We start from the raw sequence: 13,976 nt of genomic DNA, 5'->3' as shown, positions 1-13,976 counted from the left end.
CCAATAACCTGCCGGTTAACAGCCGGCTGCTCTGCCGATTGAGCTACGCGGGATCGTTCGGCCGGAGGGGCCCTCGGCCCCTGTCGGCGCGTCTAGGTTAGCGCATGTCCGGGGCTGTTCGCGCACGCGTTATGGATGGGGGCGGCGCCTGCGGGTATGGGGGTGGCACGATTCCGCCGTAGTGGGAGTTCGAATGAAGACGCGCATGATGTTCATGGCGGGCGCCGCGGTCGGCTACGTCCTCGGGACGAAGGCCGGGCGCGAGCGGTACGAGCAGATCAAGCGGTTGTCGCAGCAGGTGTCGGAGAACCCGAACGTGCAGGAGGCGGCGGGCCGGCTGCGGGCGAAGGGCGAGGAGTTCGCGGGTGCGGCGCGCGACAAGGCCGGTGGTCTGGCCTCGTCGGCGAAGGGCCGGGTGCCCGAGCAGTTGCAGGGCCGGCAGAAGACGGCGGAGGAGGACCGGCCGCAGGTGCATCCCGGCTAGAGGCCGGTCTGGCGGCGCAGATCCTCCAGGACCTGTTCGGCCTGGGCCCGCAGGCCCGGGTCGGACGGGTCCAGCCCGCTGTCGAAGACGAACGTCCAGCGCACCTCGCCGCCGGCGGCGGGACGCCGGCCGACGATGCGGACCTTGCCGGCGGGGAGTTGCGCCTGGTGGCTGACGGCGATGGTGGCGGTGACGCGTTCCCGGACGGTTTCGGGCACCGATCCCGGGGCGGTGAGCCGGACGTGGTGGTCGGGGCCCGCGGCCGTCTCCTGGACGTGGAGCCACCCGTCCTTCCAGGTGGCGTGGTCGACGCGTTCCCAGGGGATGCGGGTGAAGCCGCCGGACGGCGTGGGCAGGTGCAGGGCCGTCGTGGTGGCGGCGACGTGGGAGCCGCCCCGGGTGGGGGCGGCGGCGAGGACGCGTTCACCGCGCTCCAGCGGGAGCGCGTCACGCACCGTGGCGGGCAGGGAACCCCGGAGTGGGCGCATGCCTCAACGGTAAGCGATCAGGCCGCCTGGGACGCGCGGCGGGCCCCGAGAAGATCGAGGACGAGCGCGGCGGACCAGGCGTAGTCGTGGCTGCCGCGCCCGGTGCCGTCGAACGGGTCGAAGAACTCGCGGAAGCCGGACTGCCGGACGAGCCGCATCGTGGAGCCGTAGAGCAGGTCGGCGACGACGGGCAGGCCGTGGCCGAGGGCGCCGTACCAGACGAGCCAGTTCGTGCTGATCCAGGTGGGGCCGCGCCAGTAGCCGGCGCGGTCGAACGCGGGAGCCTGGATGTCGCAGGTGGGGACGGGGTATCCGGCGGCGCCGGCGAAGCGGGCGGACAGCAGCAGGTCGACGAGGTTGCGGACGAGGGGGGCGGGCAGTTCGGGGTCGAGGAGGGGCCCGAACGAGCCGACGGTGATGACGGGCAGCAGCCGGTCGTCGCGCAGGTCACGGGCGCGGAAGCAGCCGGCCTCGGCGTCCCAGAGCCGGTCGAGGACGGCGCGGTGGATGCGGTCGGCGTCCTCCCGGTGCGGGACGGGATCGGCGCCGATGATCTCGGCGATGTCGGCGAGGGCGTGGGTGGAGGCCAGGTAGACGGCGTTGACGAGGGGGTCTTCGACGGCGAACGGGTGTGTGTCGCGGAGGTAGCCGGGACGGTAGTCCGCGTCCCGCATGAGGGCGGCGAGCCGGACGTAGCGGTCGTAGTCCTCGCCGTTCGGCAGCGGGCAGGGGCGCTGCGCGGGCGCGTAGGAGGACGGCGGGAGCCGGAGTTCGCCGAGCGGACGGTCCCAGGCGGGGCTGTTGTCGAGCCCGGACTCCCACGGGTGGCAGATCGCGACGAGCCCGCCGGAGCCGAGGTCGCGGGCGCGGGCGAGATAGCGGTGCTGGGCGGCCAGCTTGGGGTAGAGGCGGGCCAGGAACGCCCGGCTGCGTTCCCCGTCGGAGGCGCATTCGTGCAGGCGGAGGGCGGTGAGGGCGTGCAGCGGCGGCTGGGTGAGCCCGGAGGTGTGGACGCCGTGCGGCGCGTCCGGCTGCCGTTCGCTGCGCCACAGTTCGGGGCCGGGGAAGAACGCGTGCCGGGCGAGCCGCGTGTTGAACACGATGTGCGGGAGCATCCCGTCGGCCCACTGGCCGCGGAACAGGGACAGCAGTTCGGCCTCGGCGCGGTCGCGGCGGTGGCGGGCAAGCCCCATGCTGATGAACGCGGAGTCCCAGCTCCACTGGTGCGGGTAAAGGCCGGGCGACGCGGCGGTGGCCGTGCCGGTCCAGTTCGCGTCGAGGACCCGGGCCGCGGCCTTCCACAGCGCGGTCTCGTCGCCGGTCAGACGGGAGCTCATGTGGTCCAGGTGCCCTCCTCCGGAGCGAGAGGGGTTCACCGTGATTGTCGCCTCAGATGGCGGCCACGGCGACCCCTTGGGGAGAGTCTTTTCTCAACGCGGACAGGGGCCGGAACGTGATTATTTACGGTTCCGCCGCGCGTTCCAGGAGCCAGTCCGCGATTTCCTGCCCCGCGGCGACGCCACGCGCGGCGGTGACGGCGGTCGTCGGGGCCGTCCAGCCGGTGTCGTGCAGTTCGCCGTGGGCGGGACGGATCGACAGGTCGGCGGCTTCGAGAAGTTCGACGTCGAGGAGCGAGTCACCGGCGGACAACGTCGTGGACGCGCCGGCGCGGCGGGCGACCTCCGCGGCGGCGGCGGCCTTGGTCAGGCGGGCGGGCAGGCAGTAGACCTTGCGGCCTTGCAGGGACGTCCGCCATCCGCGTTCGGCACACCAGCCGGTCAGGTCCTCGACCCATCCGGAGGGCAGCGAGGCCCGGTCCACGACCATGTAGGCGAACAGGCCGGACGCGCTACGCCGCTTCAAGACGAAGTCACCGCTCACCTGGACGAGGTGGTGCTGGACGTCCGCGAGCGGCGCGCATCCCTCCGCGACCCGGTTCCGGACGGTCTCCGCCCACTCCGGGTCGTCCTCGCCGTCCACGAGGAGATGGCCGCCGTTCGCGCAGATGGCGTACGCGGGCGGCTTCTCCAGCAGTTGGACGCGCCGGTACTGCTCCGGTGTGCGCGTGGTCGTCGGGACGAATGTCGCGGCCGTCACGAGCGTTTCGAGCGTCCGCGCAGAAGCCTCCGTCATGTAGGACAGCGGCGCGCCTTGGTAGAACTCCACGCACAGGAGACGCGGCATGGTCTCGTCTGGCCCGTCCAAAGCGAACGCGGCGGCGGAGTAGATGAGCGTACGGTCGAGGTCGGAGCACACCAGGACGGTCACTGGACGGCCCCCTTGCCAAAGCGAGGATGGATGAAGCCCATGCACGCGTAGGGGAACCGCTCCGGCTCGACCTCGTGGACGGGCACCCCCCGTTCGTCGGCGAGCAACCGGATGTGCGTCACTTCGGGACCGGCGTCGGCCCGCACGAGCACCTTCCATGGGACGCGCCGCAACAGCACCCGGGTGGTCTCCCCGATCCCGGGCTTGACGAGGTTCAGGTCGTCGATCCCTTCGGTCTCGGCGCAACGCCGGACGGCCTCCCACCCGGACCAGTCGGGCGCGCGGTCGGCGGCCCGCGCCTCCGGCAGGTCCTTGGCGACGCGTTCGGCCACGTCCGGGAACCGCGCGCACACCGCGTCGAGGAACACGGCGGACACGTCGTCGCCGGCCAGCTCCCGGTAGGACTTCGCACCGTGGAAGTCGTCCGGGCCGATCAGGGACGCGTTCAGCACGGTCCGGCTGACCAGGCCCGACACCGTCGAATTGAGGCAGGCGGACGGGATCAGGAAGTCGTCGCGCGTGCCGTGCAGCGGGGTGCACCGCCCCGGGTCGGCGAGGACGGCGAGATCGGACGGGAACGGATGCGACGCCAGCGCCGCGGTCAGCTCCCGCGTGATCGCGCCCTTGCCCGTCCAGCCGTCCACGAACATCACGGACGCCGGGTCGTGGTGCCCGGCGAGGTACCGCAGCGCCACCGTGTCGATGCCCCGGCCCCGGACGATGCTCACCGCGTAGTGCGGGACGTCCAGGCCGTGCGCGTACCGGGCCCAGCGCCGCATCAGGATTCCCACGGGCGTCCCCGCGCGGGCCAGCGACACCAGGACCGCGTCCGGGCCGCGTTCGGCGAGGACCAGCTCGGTGACCAGCCCGGTCGCGTATGCGAGCCGCTCAGCCGACGCCTCCAGCGCCCGGTGGAACAGCCGCAGGTACTCCGGGCCCGGCTGGTATTCGACGGGCAGCGACTCGGCGTAGTGGGCCTGGCCCGCCTGGATCGCCGCCTCACGATCCTCTGTGGGCGCCTCCAGCCGCACATGCGAGAGGTCTTTGAGCAGCCACGCGACGTCCTCCGCCGGGTAGCTGCCGAAAGACGGCCCGTACAGCGGCTTCACAAACCCCTCCTATGGGATGGCACGGTGGCGACCAGCACGGGGGCAAGCGCGCGCAGCCGCTCCAAGAGCCCGCCGGCGAGTGCCTCAGTGTCTCCAACGTCGTCCACCACGAACACGATCCGATCGAACCCGCGTTGACCCAAGCCGGGAGCGACGTTGTAGGCGTACCGCTCCCCCTGCCCATCGGCGGGATCGTCATGGGAGGGGAAGACCAGGCGCGTCCTTATCGCGTACCCGGGGTCGTCCACAGCGAGCACAGGCGAACGCGTGGTCGTCGAGTATCGGACGTCCACGCCGGGCAGCGCATCGGCGAGTGCCTCCGCGAGCCGCAGCGGCGCGTACATCAGTTCCTCGAATCCCAGCACGAGAACGCGCGAGGCGTCTCCGAGCCCCGCGGCGACACGGCCCGCCATGCGGGCCAGGTCCTTTTCCAGCAGGTCCCGATGCGCGGGGAGAAAGCCGTGCCGTCCTCCGTCCGGTACCCCGGCGGGCCAGTCCAGCGCGACCCGCGACACGCCGAACGTCCCTTCGCCCAGGGACGCCCCTTCGCCCGGGCCGGAAGACCCTCCGGAGAGCCCGGCGACGAGCGCCCGCCCCGCTTCCAGAACGCCCTCGGGAAGCTCGACATGCCCCCCTGCCAGCGCCACCGCGTCGATACGGGTCCCCAGCCGGCCGGCGAGATCGTCCATCCGGGCCCGGTCGGCCTCGCCGCGCAAGTCGACCAGGGCCGCCAGGACGTAATGCCCCCTGGGCCGGACGGCATGCAACGCCTGGATGGTGTTCACCACCGTCCGCCCGGTCGAGAGCTCGTCGTCCACCAGGACGACCGGGACGTCCCGATCGAGCATCCCCGCATCGGCGGGCAGCAGCAGATGGCTCGTGGCATGGCTGTGCTCCTCCTCGAACCCGCCGTAAGCGGCGAACCCGGGCACGGGACGCCGTGTCGAGTGCAGGTAGCAGGCCCCGTCCAGGGCGTCCGCCACCGAATGCCCCAAGGCCGTGGCCGTCTCGGCATAGCCCAGGACGATCGCGTCCGCAGGAACCCGAGGCGCACGCATGAGGTCACGCAAACCGGCGGCAGCGCCAGGGACACCATCCAGGGCATCGGAGAGAAGCGAACCGGGATGTACCGCCTCCTCGCCCCGCAGGCGCGCGCGCACAAGCTCCCCCAGCAGCAACCCCGACCCGTACACGAGCCGCGGGTCTGTCGGGATGTGCTTGCCCAGCACAGCCGACACCAGCAGATGCGCCCGGCGCGGATTACGCCGCACCGCCAACCCCACCAGCGACGACAGCCCCGCCCCGGCCGGGCGTGAACCGTCCGCCAGCCGCACCCCCAGCCGCGAGGCCACCCAGGAAGAAGTCACTGGCCACCCGCCGCTTCCAGCAACTCGACGAACGTGACGCCCTCCGCCGCGACCCCGAACACCTGAGCTCGCAGCATCAGCCGCTGCGCCCAGGCGCGGTGCGGCTTGGCCTCGTTCATCTTGTTGGCGTAGGAGCTGGCCATCGCCCCGCCCCCGGCGACGCCCAGGATGTCGGCGGCGTCGCAGTACTCCTCGTGCGTCACCACCGACAGGGCGTGGACGGCCGCCACATGGCTCGGATGGATCACGGTCTTGCCGGTGAGGCCGTTCGCCTTGTCCAGGTGCACCTCGCGGATCAGCCCGTCCAGGTCCGAGGTGATCAGCCGCTGCCGCAGCGGAACCGCCTGCTGCGCCTCGAACGGCGACTGGCGAAGCTGCGGCTTGAACATCCGCTCCCCCGCCGAGAAGTACTCCCACACCGGCCCGGTCACCACGTACCCGGTCCCGTCGGCACGGCCGAGAATGTTCACCACGTCGCAGATCACGCTCGCCACCGGCCGGATGTCGTAGATCGTCAGATCCGGCGGCCGGCGCAGCCCGTAGGCGGCGGACATGTCCGTCGCCCCCAGCCGGACGGCGAGAATCCGGGAGCGGTGCTTGGCCAGCAGACGCGCCACGTCGTGCAGCATCTCCGCCCGCGTCTCGGCGTACACCGCCTCCGGGCTCTCGATCACCGGCATCGCCAGCAGCGGCAGCCCCGTGCGGACGGCGGCGTCCTCCAGCGCGTCCAGGAACGCTCCACCGGCCACCGCGCTGAACTTCGGCAGCACGAACCCGCTGATCAGCGCGGCGGCGTCGCCGAGCAGGCCGAGCAGGTCACCGATCTGCCGGGGGTCGCGGACCCGGACGAACAGCAGCGGCACGTCCGTGCCGCGCCCGTCCAGGGCCCGCAACTGCGCCACGAGGTTCGCCTCGCCGGCCTCGACCTCGTCGTCGGCGATCGCGTCCTCCAGGCACACGACCATGCTCATCACGCCGCGCCGCGCGGCCCGCTCGACGTCGTCGGCGAGACCCGGCCGGGTGGCGGGGGTGTACAGGGTCGCGCCGAGCGCGACCGCCAGCACCGCGGGATCGTCGTGCCGGTCGAACGACCGCGGATGCCGGTAGAACAGATGCTTGCGACGCGCCGCGTCGATGTGGTCGAAATGCCGCATGGACCCCTCGTCAGACGCGGCGGATCAGCACCGCGGGCACCGTGTCACAGGTGCGTCGCCACGGTCGGCAGCAGGTGCTGGAACGTGCGCCCGGTCGCGCTCGCGCCGATCGCCGTCATCGACCAGCCCTGCCCGTCCCGCGACACCTTGGCCATGATCTGCGCGTTGTGCCGGCCGGCGCCGCTCAGGTCGTAGCGGGCGATCTCCTGGCCGGTGCTCTCGTCCACCAGCCGGCAGAACGCGTTCGCGATCTGCGAGAAGTCCTGCCCGGTGAAGGAGTTCACCGTGAACACCAGCTGGGTGATGTTCGCCGGGACGCTCTGCAGGTCGACGTTGATGACCTCGTCGTCGCCCTCGCCCTCGCCGGTCAGGTTGTCGCCGGTGTGCTGGACGGACCCGTCCTTGCTGCGCAGTTGCCGGAACCACACCTGGTCGGCGAGGTTCCCGGCGGCGTCGAACAGCAGGCACGAGGCGTCCAGGTCGATCGACTGCGCCTTGCCCCTGCCGAACAGGCCCTTCTTGGCGACGGCGTCCCAGCCGAGCCCCATCCTGACCCGGGTGAGGGTCCCGCCGCCGGGCTTGGCGAGCGAGACCTTCTGGCCCTTCTGCAGCGAGATCGACATCGTTCGGCTCCTTCGGTGATCAGTACGGGTCGCGGGGCGGGGTTCGCGGGTCAGACATTGCTGGAGTCCAGCCGCTTCTCCTCGCCGGCCGCCGGACCGGAGGACTCGTCCCGCGTGCCCCGGTTGCGGACGACGGAGCTGACGAACGCCGCGATGATCAGGCCGGCGCCGAGCCCGCCGGTGACCCACTCGGGGACGTGGTGGCCGATGCTGACCAGCATGCAGACCGCGAGCGCCCCGATCGCCCAGTGCGCACCGTGCTCCAGGTAGACGTACTCGTGCAATGTCCCCTTGCGGACCAGGAAGACGGTCAGGGACCGGATGTACATGGCGCCGATGCCGAGCCCCAGCGCGATGACGATCGGGTCGGTGCTGATCGCGAACGCGCCGATGACGCCGTCGAAGCTGAACGAGGCGTCCAGGACCTCCAGGTAGAGGAACAGGAAGAACCCGGCCTTGCCGGTGGCCAGCGCCAGCCGGCTCGGCCCGGACCGCCCGGCCGCGACCTCGCGGGCCTCGTCCTCGCCCTCCTCCTCGCCGTCCTCGTCCTCCTCGCTCGCCTCGGAGAACAGCTCGCCGAGCCCGTTGACCAGGATGTAGGTCACCATGCCGAGCACGCCCGCGATCATGACGTTGCCCGGGTCGGCGGCCGACAGCCACGCCACGAACGCCAGCGAGCCGCCCGCGACGACCACCGACAGCTGGTCGAGCTTGCCGATGCGGGCGAGCGGGCGCTCCAGCCACGGCAGCCACTTGTCGGCGCGTTCCTCGAACACGAAGTCCAGGAACAGCATCATCAGGAACATGCCGCCGAACGCCGCGATCATCGGATACGCGTCGTTCATGAGCTGGTGGTAGCGGTGGGAGTCGTTGAGCGCGAGGTCGACCGCCTGGACGGGGCTCAGCTTGGCCGTGATGCCCACGATCAGCAGGGGGAAGACCAGCCGCATGCCGAACACCGCGATCGCGATGCCGACGGTCAGGAAGATCTTCTGCCAGAAGGGGCTCATCCGGTCGAGCACCTTGGCGTTGACCACGGCGTTGTCGAACGAGAGCGAGACCTCAAGGACGGCGAGCACGGCGACGAGGGCCAGTCCGGTCGGCCCATCGTAGAGGAGGGCGGCCAGCAGCCCGAGGGCCGTGACGCCGAGGGACCAACCGAAGGTGCGAAGAATCATGGGCGTATTTCCGTGAGAGAGGCGGCCGGGCGGGACGGCCGGGATGCGGGGTGGCCGGCCCTCAGCCGACGTTGACGCCGAAGTCCGTCGCGATACCCGCCAGACCGGAGGCATACCCCTGCCCGACGGCCCGGAACTTCCACTCGCCGTTGTAGCGGTACAGCTCGCCGAACACCATGGCCGTCTCGGTGGAGGCGTCCTCGGTGAGGTCGAAGCGGGCGAGCTCGGTGCCGTCCGTCCGGTTGACGATCCGGATGAAGGCGTTGCGGACCTGGCCGAAGCTCTGCAGCCGGTTGTCGGCGTCGTAGATCGACACCGGGAACACGATGCGCTCGCACTCGGCCGGCACCGAGGTGAGGTCGACGTTGATCGACTCGTCGTCGCCCTCGCCCTCACCGGTCAGGTTGTCGCCGGTGTGCTCGACCGAGCCCTCCGGGCTCCTCAGGTTGTTGAAGAACACGAAGTGGTGGTCGGACATGACCTTGCCGGTGGCGCCCAGCATCAGCGCGGACGCGTCCAGGTCGAAGTCGGCGCCCGTGGTGGCGCGCACGTCCCAGCCGAGGCCGACGGTGACCGCGGTGAGGTTGGGCGCGGCCTTGGTCAGTGAGACGTTGCCGCCCTTGGCGAGTGATACTCCCATGTTCGGGCCACTCCCTTCCTGATGAGGCTGATGAGGCGGTGCGGCCTGACGAGGCGGTTCAGGCCGGGGAGTCCGGTCAGAGGGTGACGCCGAAGTCCATCGCGATGCCGGCCAGCCCGGACGCGTAGCCCTGGCCGACCGCGCGGAACTTCCACTCCGTCCCGTTGCGGTACAGCTCACCGAAGACCATCGCGGTTTCCATCGAGGCGTCCTCGGACAGGTCGTAGCGCGCCATCTCGGACCCGTCGGCCTGGTTCATCACCCGGATGTAGGCGTTGCGGACCTGCCCGAAGTTCTGCCCGCGGCTGTCGGCGTCGTAGATCGACACGGCGAACGCCACCCGCTCGGCGGTGGCCGGCATCGCACCGAAGTTGATCTTGAGCTGCTCGTCGTCGCCCTCGCCGGCGCCGGTGGTGTTGTCGCCGGTGTGCTCGACCGCGCCGTCCGGGGTGCGCAGGTTGTTGAAGAACACGAAGTGCTGGTCGGTAATGATCTTGCCGGAGGCGTCCAGCACCAGGGCGGAGGCGTCGAGGTCGAAATCCGTGCCGGTGGTGGTGCGCAGGTCCCAGCCGAGACCGACGGTCACCGCGGTCAGTCCGGGCGCCTGTTTGGTGAGCGAGACATTGCCGCCTTTGCTCAGGCTGACGGGCACGATTGGCCTCCAAGATCGCATGCCGGACCGGGCGCCGACCTGGCGCCTCAGCCTTATCGACGCTGCAGCGATGCTATCCGTTCCATCCGTTGTGCACCTGTGATGCTGTCCGATACCTCCTGGGTCCTGGTCTGCCGCCCGAAGGGGGCGAATACCGGCCGGCTGCGCCAGACTGGGCAGGGACGAAGGGAGGCAGCGTTGCGGGGACCGGGCGACCAGCGCCGCCGGGGTGGCAGGGGGACGCAGGCGGCTGCCGCGGCCATCGAGGCCAGGGAGGCGGCCGCGACCGCCTTCTACGACATGGACCAGGCGCAGAAGTACATCGACGGCCGTGTGACGGTGTTCGAGGATCTGGACGCGGCGGCGGCCGAACCCGCCCGGCGGGAGTTCGCCGGGCTGTCGGAGGCCGCGGACGCGGCGGCCGTCGCCTACATCTCCGTCCTGGACGCGCACGACCTCGATGACCGGGACCGCTCCCCGGCCGAGTACGACGCCGCCCGCCGGGCGTTCACCGCGTCCACCGAGCGGCTGCAGCAGATCACCCGGAACCTGAACGGGTTCGCCGAGCGGCTCGCCCCGCGCATGGCCCGGCTGGAGGCGGCGCTCGACCAGCTTCCGCCCCGGCTGACCGCCGCCCGCGACGCGGTGGCCGCCGCCGCCGACGCCGTCACCGCCGCGAAGAACGCGGGCATGGACGCCTCCGGCCCGGAGGCGGAACTGGACCGCGCCAGGCAGGCCCTCGCGCAGCTCGGTTCGCAGGGCCTCGGCGGGCTCGGCCTGGACGGCGCCATCCGCAAGGCCGAGGAGGTCCGCGAGATCGCCGGGCGGGCCCGCGAGGCCGCCGCGGAGCTGCCGCAGATGGCGCAGAAGGTGCGCAACTCGCTCGCGTCCGCCAGGACGCGGGCGGACGCCGTCGCCCATCGCGTCGGGCCCGTCCAGGACGCGATGAGGGTACTGGTGCGCGGCTACTCGCAGACCTGCTGGCAGGACCTCAGGGGCGCACCGGATGCCATCGAGGCGGCCGTCTCCCGGGCCCGGGAACGGCTGAACGAGGCGTCCGCGCACCTCGCCCGGGCCGAGTGGAGGCAGGCGCAGCAGGCGCTCACCGCGGCCCGCACCGAGCTGAACGCCGCCGACCGCCGCGCCGGCCAGGTCACCGGCCGGGTCGACCGGCTCAGGGAGGTCGCCGCCGACCCGGCGGGGCCGGCGGAGGGCGCCCGGTTCGCGGTGCGGGACGCGCAGCGCCTCGCCATGGCTCAGCCGGGCGGGCCCGCGCCGCAGCACGTCCGGGTGCTCGACGGGCTCGTCGAGCGGCTGGAGAACGCGTCGAAGCGGCTCACCGGCGTCAACCCCGACTACTGGGCCTACCTCCAGGAGCTGGAGGCCATCACGACCGCCGCGGGCGACGTCGTGACCCGCATCCGCGCGGAACGGGCCGCGCGGGGCTAGGGCCCCAGGCGAACCCCCCGGGCGACCCGCTAGACGACCCCTTAGGCGAACCACTAGGCGAACCATTAGGCGAACAGGGTGTCGCCCCAGTAGCCGCCCTCGCGGACGCCCGGCGGGCACGCGTAGACGCCCGATCCGACGTGCTGGATGTACTCGTTCAGCGCGTCGGTGGCCAGCGACTTCTGGATCGGGATGAACCCGGTGCGCGGGTCGCGCTGGAACGCGACGAAGAACAGGCCCGCGTCCAGCCGGCCCAGGCCGTCCGTCCCGTCGGTGAACGAGTAGCCGCGCCGCAGGATGCGCATCCCGTGGTTGGAGTCGGGGTGAGCGAGGCGGACGTGCGAGTCCGGCTTCATCCGCGCCAGGACGGGCCTGTCGCGCTCCTTCCTCTCCCCCACCGGCGCGCCCTCGCCCTTGCTGCGGCCGAAGATGTCCTCCTGCTCGCGCAGCGACGTCCGGTCCCACGTCTCGATGTGCATCCGGATGCGGCGGGCGACGAGGTAGGAGCCGCCCGCCATCCAGCCGGCGCCGTCGCCCTTGCCCGCCCACACGTGCTGGTCGAGCGACGCCGTGTCGTCGAAGCCGATGTTGTGGGTGCCGTCCTTGAACCCGAACAGGTTGCGCGGGGTCTGCGCGTCCGGCGTCGTCGAGGACGTCTTGCCGAACCCGAGCTGCGACCAGCGGACCGCCACCGTCCCGAACCCGATGCGCGCCAGGTTCCGGACGGCGTGCACCGCGACCTGCGGATCGTCCGCGCACGCCTGCACGGCGATGTCGCCGCCGCTGCGGGCGGGGTCGAGGTTGTCGCCGGGGAAGTGCGGCAGGTCGACCAGCGCCGCCGGGCGGCGCGCCCTGAGACCGAACCGGTCCTCGCCGTCCTTCTCGAACAGGGTCGGGCCGAACCCGATCGTCAGCGTGAGGCGGGACGGCGGCAGGCCGAGGGCCTCACCGGTGTCGTCCGGCGGCGCCACCGGCGGCCCGCCGACCGCGCCGTCCCCGACGGGCCTGCCGGCGGTCATGGCGGCCGCCGCGGCCGTCCATTCCCTGAGCATCCGGACGAGCCGGCCGCGGTCGCCGGTCGTCACGTCGAACGCGGCGAAGTGCAGCCGGTCCTGGACGGGGGTGGCGATGCCCGCCTGGTGCGCGCCGTGGAACGCGACGGCGGCGCCGGCGTCCTCGTCCCCCTCGGCCAGCGCCACCCGGTCCAGGCCCGCGCCGGCGGCGGCGCCGGCCAGCAGGCTCGCGCCGGAGAAGCCGAGCATCCTGCGCCGGGACATCCCGGACCGCGTCCGCGTCATCGTGCCACCGCCCTCTCGTCCTCGCCGATCACTTCGCCACGGCCCCGGCGAGCTTCGACAGCGGCTCGCCCAGCGCGTTCACCGCGTCCGCCAGCTCCTTGCGGTCGCCCTCGCCGACCTTGTCGTAGGAGACGTAGCCGTCGCCCTTCTCGTGCTTCTTCAGCAGCGCCTCGACCTTGGCGAAGTTGTCGTCGAGGTCCCCGGCGAGCTGGGCGTCCCGCTCCTGGACGACCGGCTTGAGCAGCTCGTAGATCTTCTTGGCGCCGTCCACGTTGGCCTTGAAGTCGACCAGGTCGGTGTGGCTGAACGCCTCCTCCTCGCCGGTGACCTTGCCGGTGGCGACCTCGTCCAGCAGTTCCTTGGCGCCGCCGGCCATGTCGTTGACCGGGTCGAGGGTGAGGCCGGGCAGCCGCGACTTCAGGACGTCCAGGTCCTTCAGCAGCCGGTCGCCGTACTTCTCCTTGCCCTTGACCGAACCGTCCTTCCAGAGGGCCTTCTCCAGCAGGTGCCAGCCGGACCAGTCCTTCTTCTCCTCCGGCTTGAGGTCGGCCTCGCGGGCGTCGACCTTGGGGTCGATGTCGCCGAACTTCTCCGCGACCGGCTCGATCGTCTCCCAGCCGACGCGGGAGGGCGCGTACAGCTCCTTGGCCTTCTCGACGTCGTTCGCCTTCACCGCGTCGACGAACGTGCGCGTCTTGGCGATCGTGTCGTCGAGCTGGACGATGACGAACGCCCTGTAGTCGGCGGCGGCCTTGCCCAGCCGCGCGTCGCCGCTCGCGGAGCCGCCGCTGACCGTGATGTTCTGGGACGGGCCCTTGCCGGTCTGCCCGGCGCTGCACAGCAGCCTGTACTGGCCGGCGGGCAGGTTCACGACGAAGTCGACGGTGGTGCCGGGGCCGATGTTCTCCCGCTCGGCGAGGATCTTGCCGTCCGACTTGAGGACCTCGAACTCGTTGACCTTCGAGCCCTTGTTGGCGACCTTGAAGGTGGTCTTGCCCGCGCTGAGGTCGGTCTTGGCGACCTCGCACGTGTCGTCGGTCGCCGTCACCGGGACGGCGCCCGCGGCGTCCGCCTTGCCGCCGTCACCGCCGCACGCCGAGAGCAGGGACAGCGACACGGCGGCGGCACCGGTGAGGGCGAGGACGGACACAGGACGCATCAGGGTCTCCAGGAGCGAGCAAATGGTTAGGCTTACCTAAATTAGCGAAAGCTAACCTCAGCTCGTCAAGTGACCCCCGCGACAGTGAGTCATCCCACGTCGCGCGG

14 protein-coding genes are annotated in these 13,976 nt (G+C 71.6%); 2 read left to right on the top strand and 12 right to left on the bottom strand.

Going from position 1 to position 13,976, the window contains the following annotated elements; genetic code table 11:
* Positions 1–193 precede the first annotated feature (193 nt).
* Entirely contained in the window at positions 194–484 is a 291-nt protein-coding gene (locus AF1_RS21890; protein WP_084263198.1) for a YtxH domain-containing protein, read from the top strand.
* On the opposite strand, the gene AF1_RS21885 is transcribed toward AF1_RS21890, so the two are convergent.
* From AF1_RS21885 to AF1_RS21840, 10 genes are all read right to left on the bottom strand, one after another.
* A complete protein-coding gene (locus tag AF1_RS21885; RefSeq protein WP_067802361.1) occupies positions 481–972 on the bottom strand; it encodes a hypothetical protein in 492 nt (163 codons plus the stop codon). The two genes, AF1_RS21890 and AF1_RS21885, sit on opposite strands and share 4 nt — an antisense overlap.
* Before the next feature lie 17 nt (positions 973–989).
* Positions 990–2,309: an MGH1-like glycoside hydrolase domain-containing protein gene (locus tag AF1_RS21880; RefSeq protein WP_067802358.1), complete on the bottom strand. Its 1,320-nt coding sequence runs from the start codon at positions 2,307–2,309 to the stop codon at positions 990–992.
* A 124-nt stretch (positions 2,310–2,433) separates the two neighbouring features.
* Positions 2,434–3,240 carry an HAD family hydrolase gene (locus AF1_RS21875; protein WP_067802355.1) on the bottom strand — a complete coding sequence of 269 codons (807 nt, stop codon included), beginning with the start codon at positions 3,238–3,240 and terminating at the stop codon, positions 2,434–2,436.
* Positions 3,237–4,349 carry a cysteine protease StiP family protein gene (locus AF1_RS35940; RefSeq protein ID WP_067802352.1) on the bottom strand — a complete coding sequence of 371 codons (1,113 nt, stop codon included), beginning with the start codon at positions 4,347–4,349 and terminating at the stop codon, positions 3,237–3,239. Before AF1_RS35940 ends, AF1_RS21875 begins: the two co-directional genes overlap by 4 nt.
* Positions 4,346–5,716 (bottom strand): phosphoribosyltransferase family protein, encoded by a 1,371-nt coding sequence (locus tag AF1_RS35935; protein WP_067802349.1) that lies wholly within the window; start codon positions 5,714–5,716, stop codon positions 4,346–4,348. The genes AF1_RS35940 and AF1_RS35935 overlap by 4 nt, the downstream gene beginning before the upstream one ends.
* Positions 5,713–6,870: an HpcH/HpaI aldolase/citrate lyase family protein gene (locus AF1_RS35930; protein WP_067802346.1), complete on the bottom strand. Its 1,158-nt coding sequence runs from the start codon at positions 6,868–6,870 to the stop codon at positions 5,713–5,715. The genes AF1_RS35935 and AF1_RS35930 overlap by 4 nt, the downstream gene beginning before the upstream one ends.
* A gap of 44 nt (positions 6,871–6,914) precedes the next feature.
* Positions 6,915–7,493 carry a TerD family protein gene (locus tag AF1_RS21855; RefSeq protein ID WP_067802343.1) on the bottom strand — a complete coding sequence of 193 codons (579 nt, stop codon included), beginning with the start codon at positions 7,491–7,493 and terminating at the stop codon, positions 6,915–6,917.
* Positions 7,494–7,543: 50 nt separating this feature from the next.
* Positions 7,544–8,671 carry a DUF475 domain-containing protein gene (locus AF1_RS21850; RefSeq protein ID WP_067802340.1) on the bottom strand — a complete coding sequence of 376 codons (1,128 nt, stop codon included), beginning with the start codon at positions 8,669–8,671 and terminating at the stop codon, positions 7,544–7,546.
* Between the two features lie 61 nt (positions 8,672–8,732).
* Complete coding sequence (locus tag AF1_RS21845; RefSeq protein WP_067802337.1) at positions 8,733–9,311, bottom strand: TerD family protein; 579 nt, start codon at positions 9,309–9,311, stop codon at positions 8,733–8,735.
* 76 nt (positions 9,312–9,387) lie between these two features.
* Positions 9,388–9,963 carry a TerD family protein gene (locus AF1_RS21840; RefSeq protein ID WP_067802334.1) on the bottom strand — a complete coding sequence of 192 codons (576 nt, stop codon included), beginning with the start codon at positions 9,961–9,963 and terminating at the stop codon, positions 9,388–9,390.
* Positions 9,964–10,161: 198 nt separating this feature from the next.
* On the opposite strand from AF1_RS21840, the gene AF1_RS21835 reads away from it, so the two are divergent.
* Complete coding sequence (locus tag AF1_RS21835) at positions 10,162–11,412, top strand: molecular chaperone DnaJ (protein ID WP_067802329.1); 1,251 nt, start codon at positions 10,162–10,164, stop codon at positions 11,410–11,412.
* A 65-nt stretch (positions 11,413–11,477) separates the two neighbouring features.
* On the opposite strand, the gene efeB is transcribed toward AF1_RS21835, so the two are convergent.
* Both efeB and efeO read right to left on the bottom strand, forming a co-directional pair.
* Entirely contained in the window at positions 11,478–12,710 is a 1,233-nt protein-coding gene (gene efeB, locus AF1_RS21830) for an iron uptake transporter deferrochelatase/peroxidase subunit (protein WP_067802326.1), read from the bottom strand.
* Between the two features lie 28 nt (positions 12,711–12,738).
* Positions 12,739–13,869, bottom strand: a complete 1,131-nt coding sequence (gene efeO / locus AF1_RS21825) for an iron uptake system protein EfeO (protein WP_067802323.1) — start codon at positions 13,867–13,869, stop codon at positions 12,739–12,741.
* Between the last annotated feature and the right edge of the window lie 107 nt (positions 13,870–13,976).

The organism is Actinomadura formosensis NBRC 14204, assembly GCF_001552155.1.
GTDB classification, from domain to species: Bacteria; Actinomycetota; Actinomycetes; order Streptosporangiales; family Streptosporangiaceae; genus Spirillospora; species Spirillospora formosensis.
This window is presented reverse-complemented; position numbering and strand designations above follow the sequence as displayed.

Coding starts and splice junctions, on each gene's coding strand:
- AF1_RS21845 (WP_067802337.1), bottom strand. CDS start 9,311: ATGGGAGTATCACTCGCCAAGGGCGGCAACGTCTCACTGACCAAGGCC.
- AF1_RS21885 (WP_067802361.1), bottom strand. CDS start 972: ATGCGCCCACTCCGGGGTTCCCTGCCCGCCACGGTGCGTGACGCGCTC.
- AF1_RS21855 (WP_067802343.1), bottom strand. CDS start 7,493: ATGTCGATCTCGCTGCAGAAGGGCCAGAAGGTCTCGCTCGCCAAGCCC.
- efeB (WP_067802326.1), bottom strand. CDS start 12,710: ATGACGCGGACGCGGTCCGGGATGTCCCGGCGCAGGATGCTCGGCTTC.
- AF1_RS21880 (WP_067802358.1), bottom strand. CDS start 2,309: ATGAGCTCCCGTCTGACCGGCGACGAGACCGCGCTGTGGAAGGCCGCG.
- AF1_RS21850 (WP_067802340.1), bottom strand. CDS start 8,671: ATGATTCTTCGCACCTTCGGTTGGTCCCTCGGCGTCACGGCCCTCGGG.
- AF1_RS21890 (WP_084263198.1), top strand. CDS start 194: ATGAAGACGCGCATGATGTTCATGGCGGGCGCCGCGGTCGGCTACGTC.
- AF1_RS35930 (WP_067802346.1), bottom strand. CDS start 6,870: ATGCGGCATTTCGACCACATCGACGCGGCGCGTCGCAAGCATCTGTTC.
- efeO (WP_067802323.1), bottom strand. CDS start 13,869: ATGCGTCCTGTGTCCGTCCTCGCCCTCACCGGTGCCGCCGCCGTGTCG.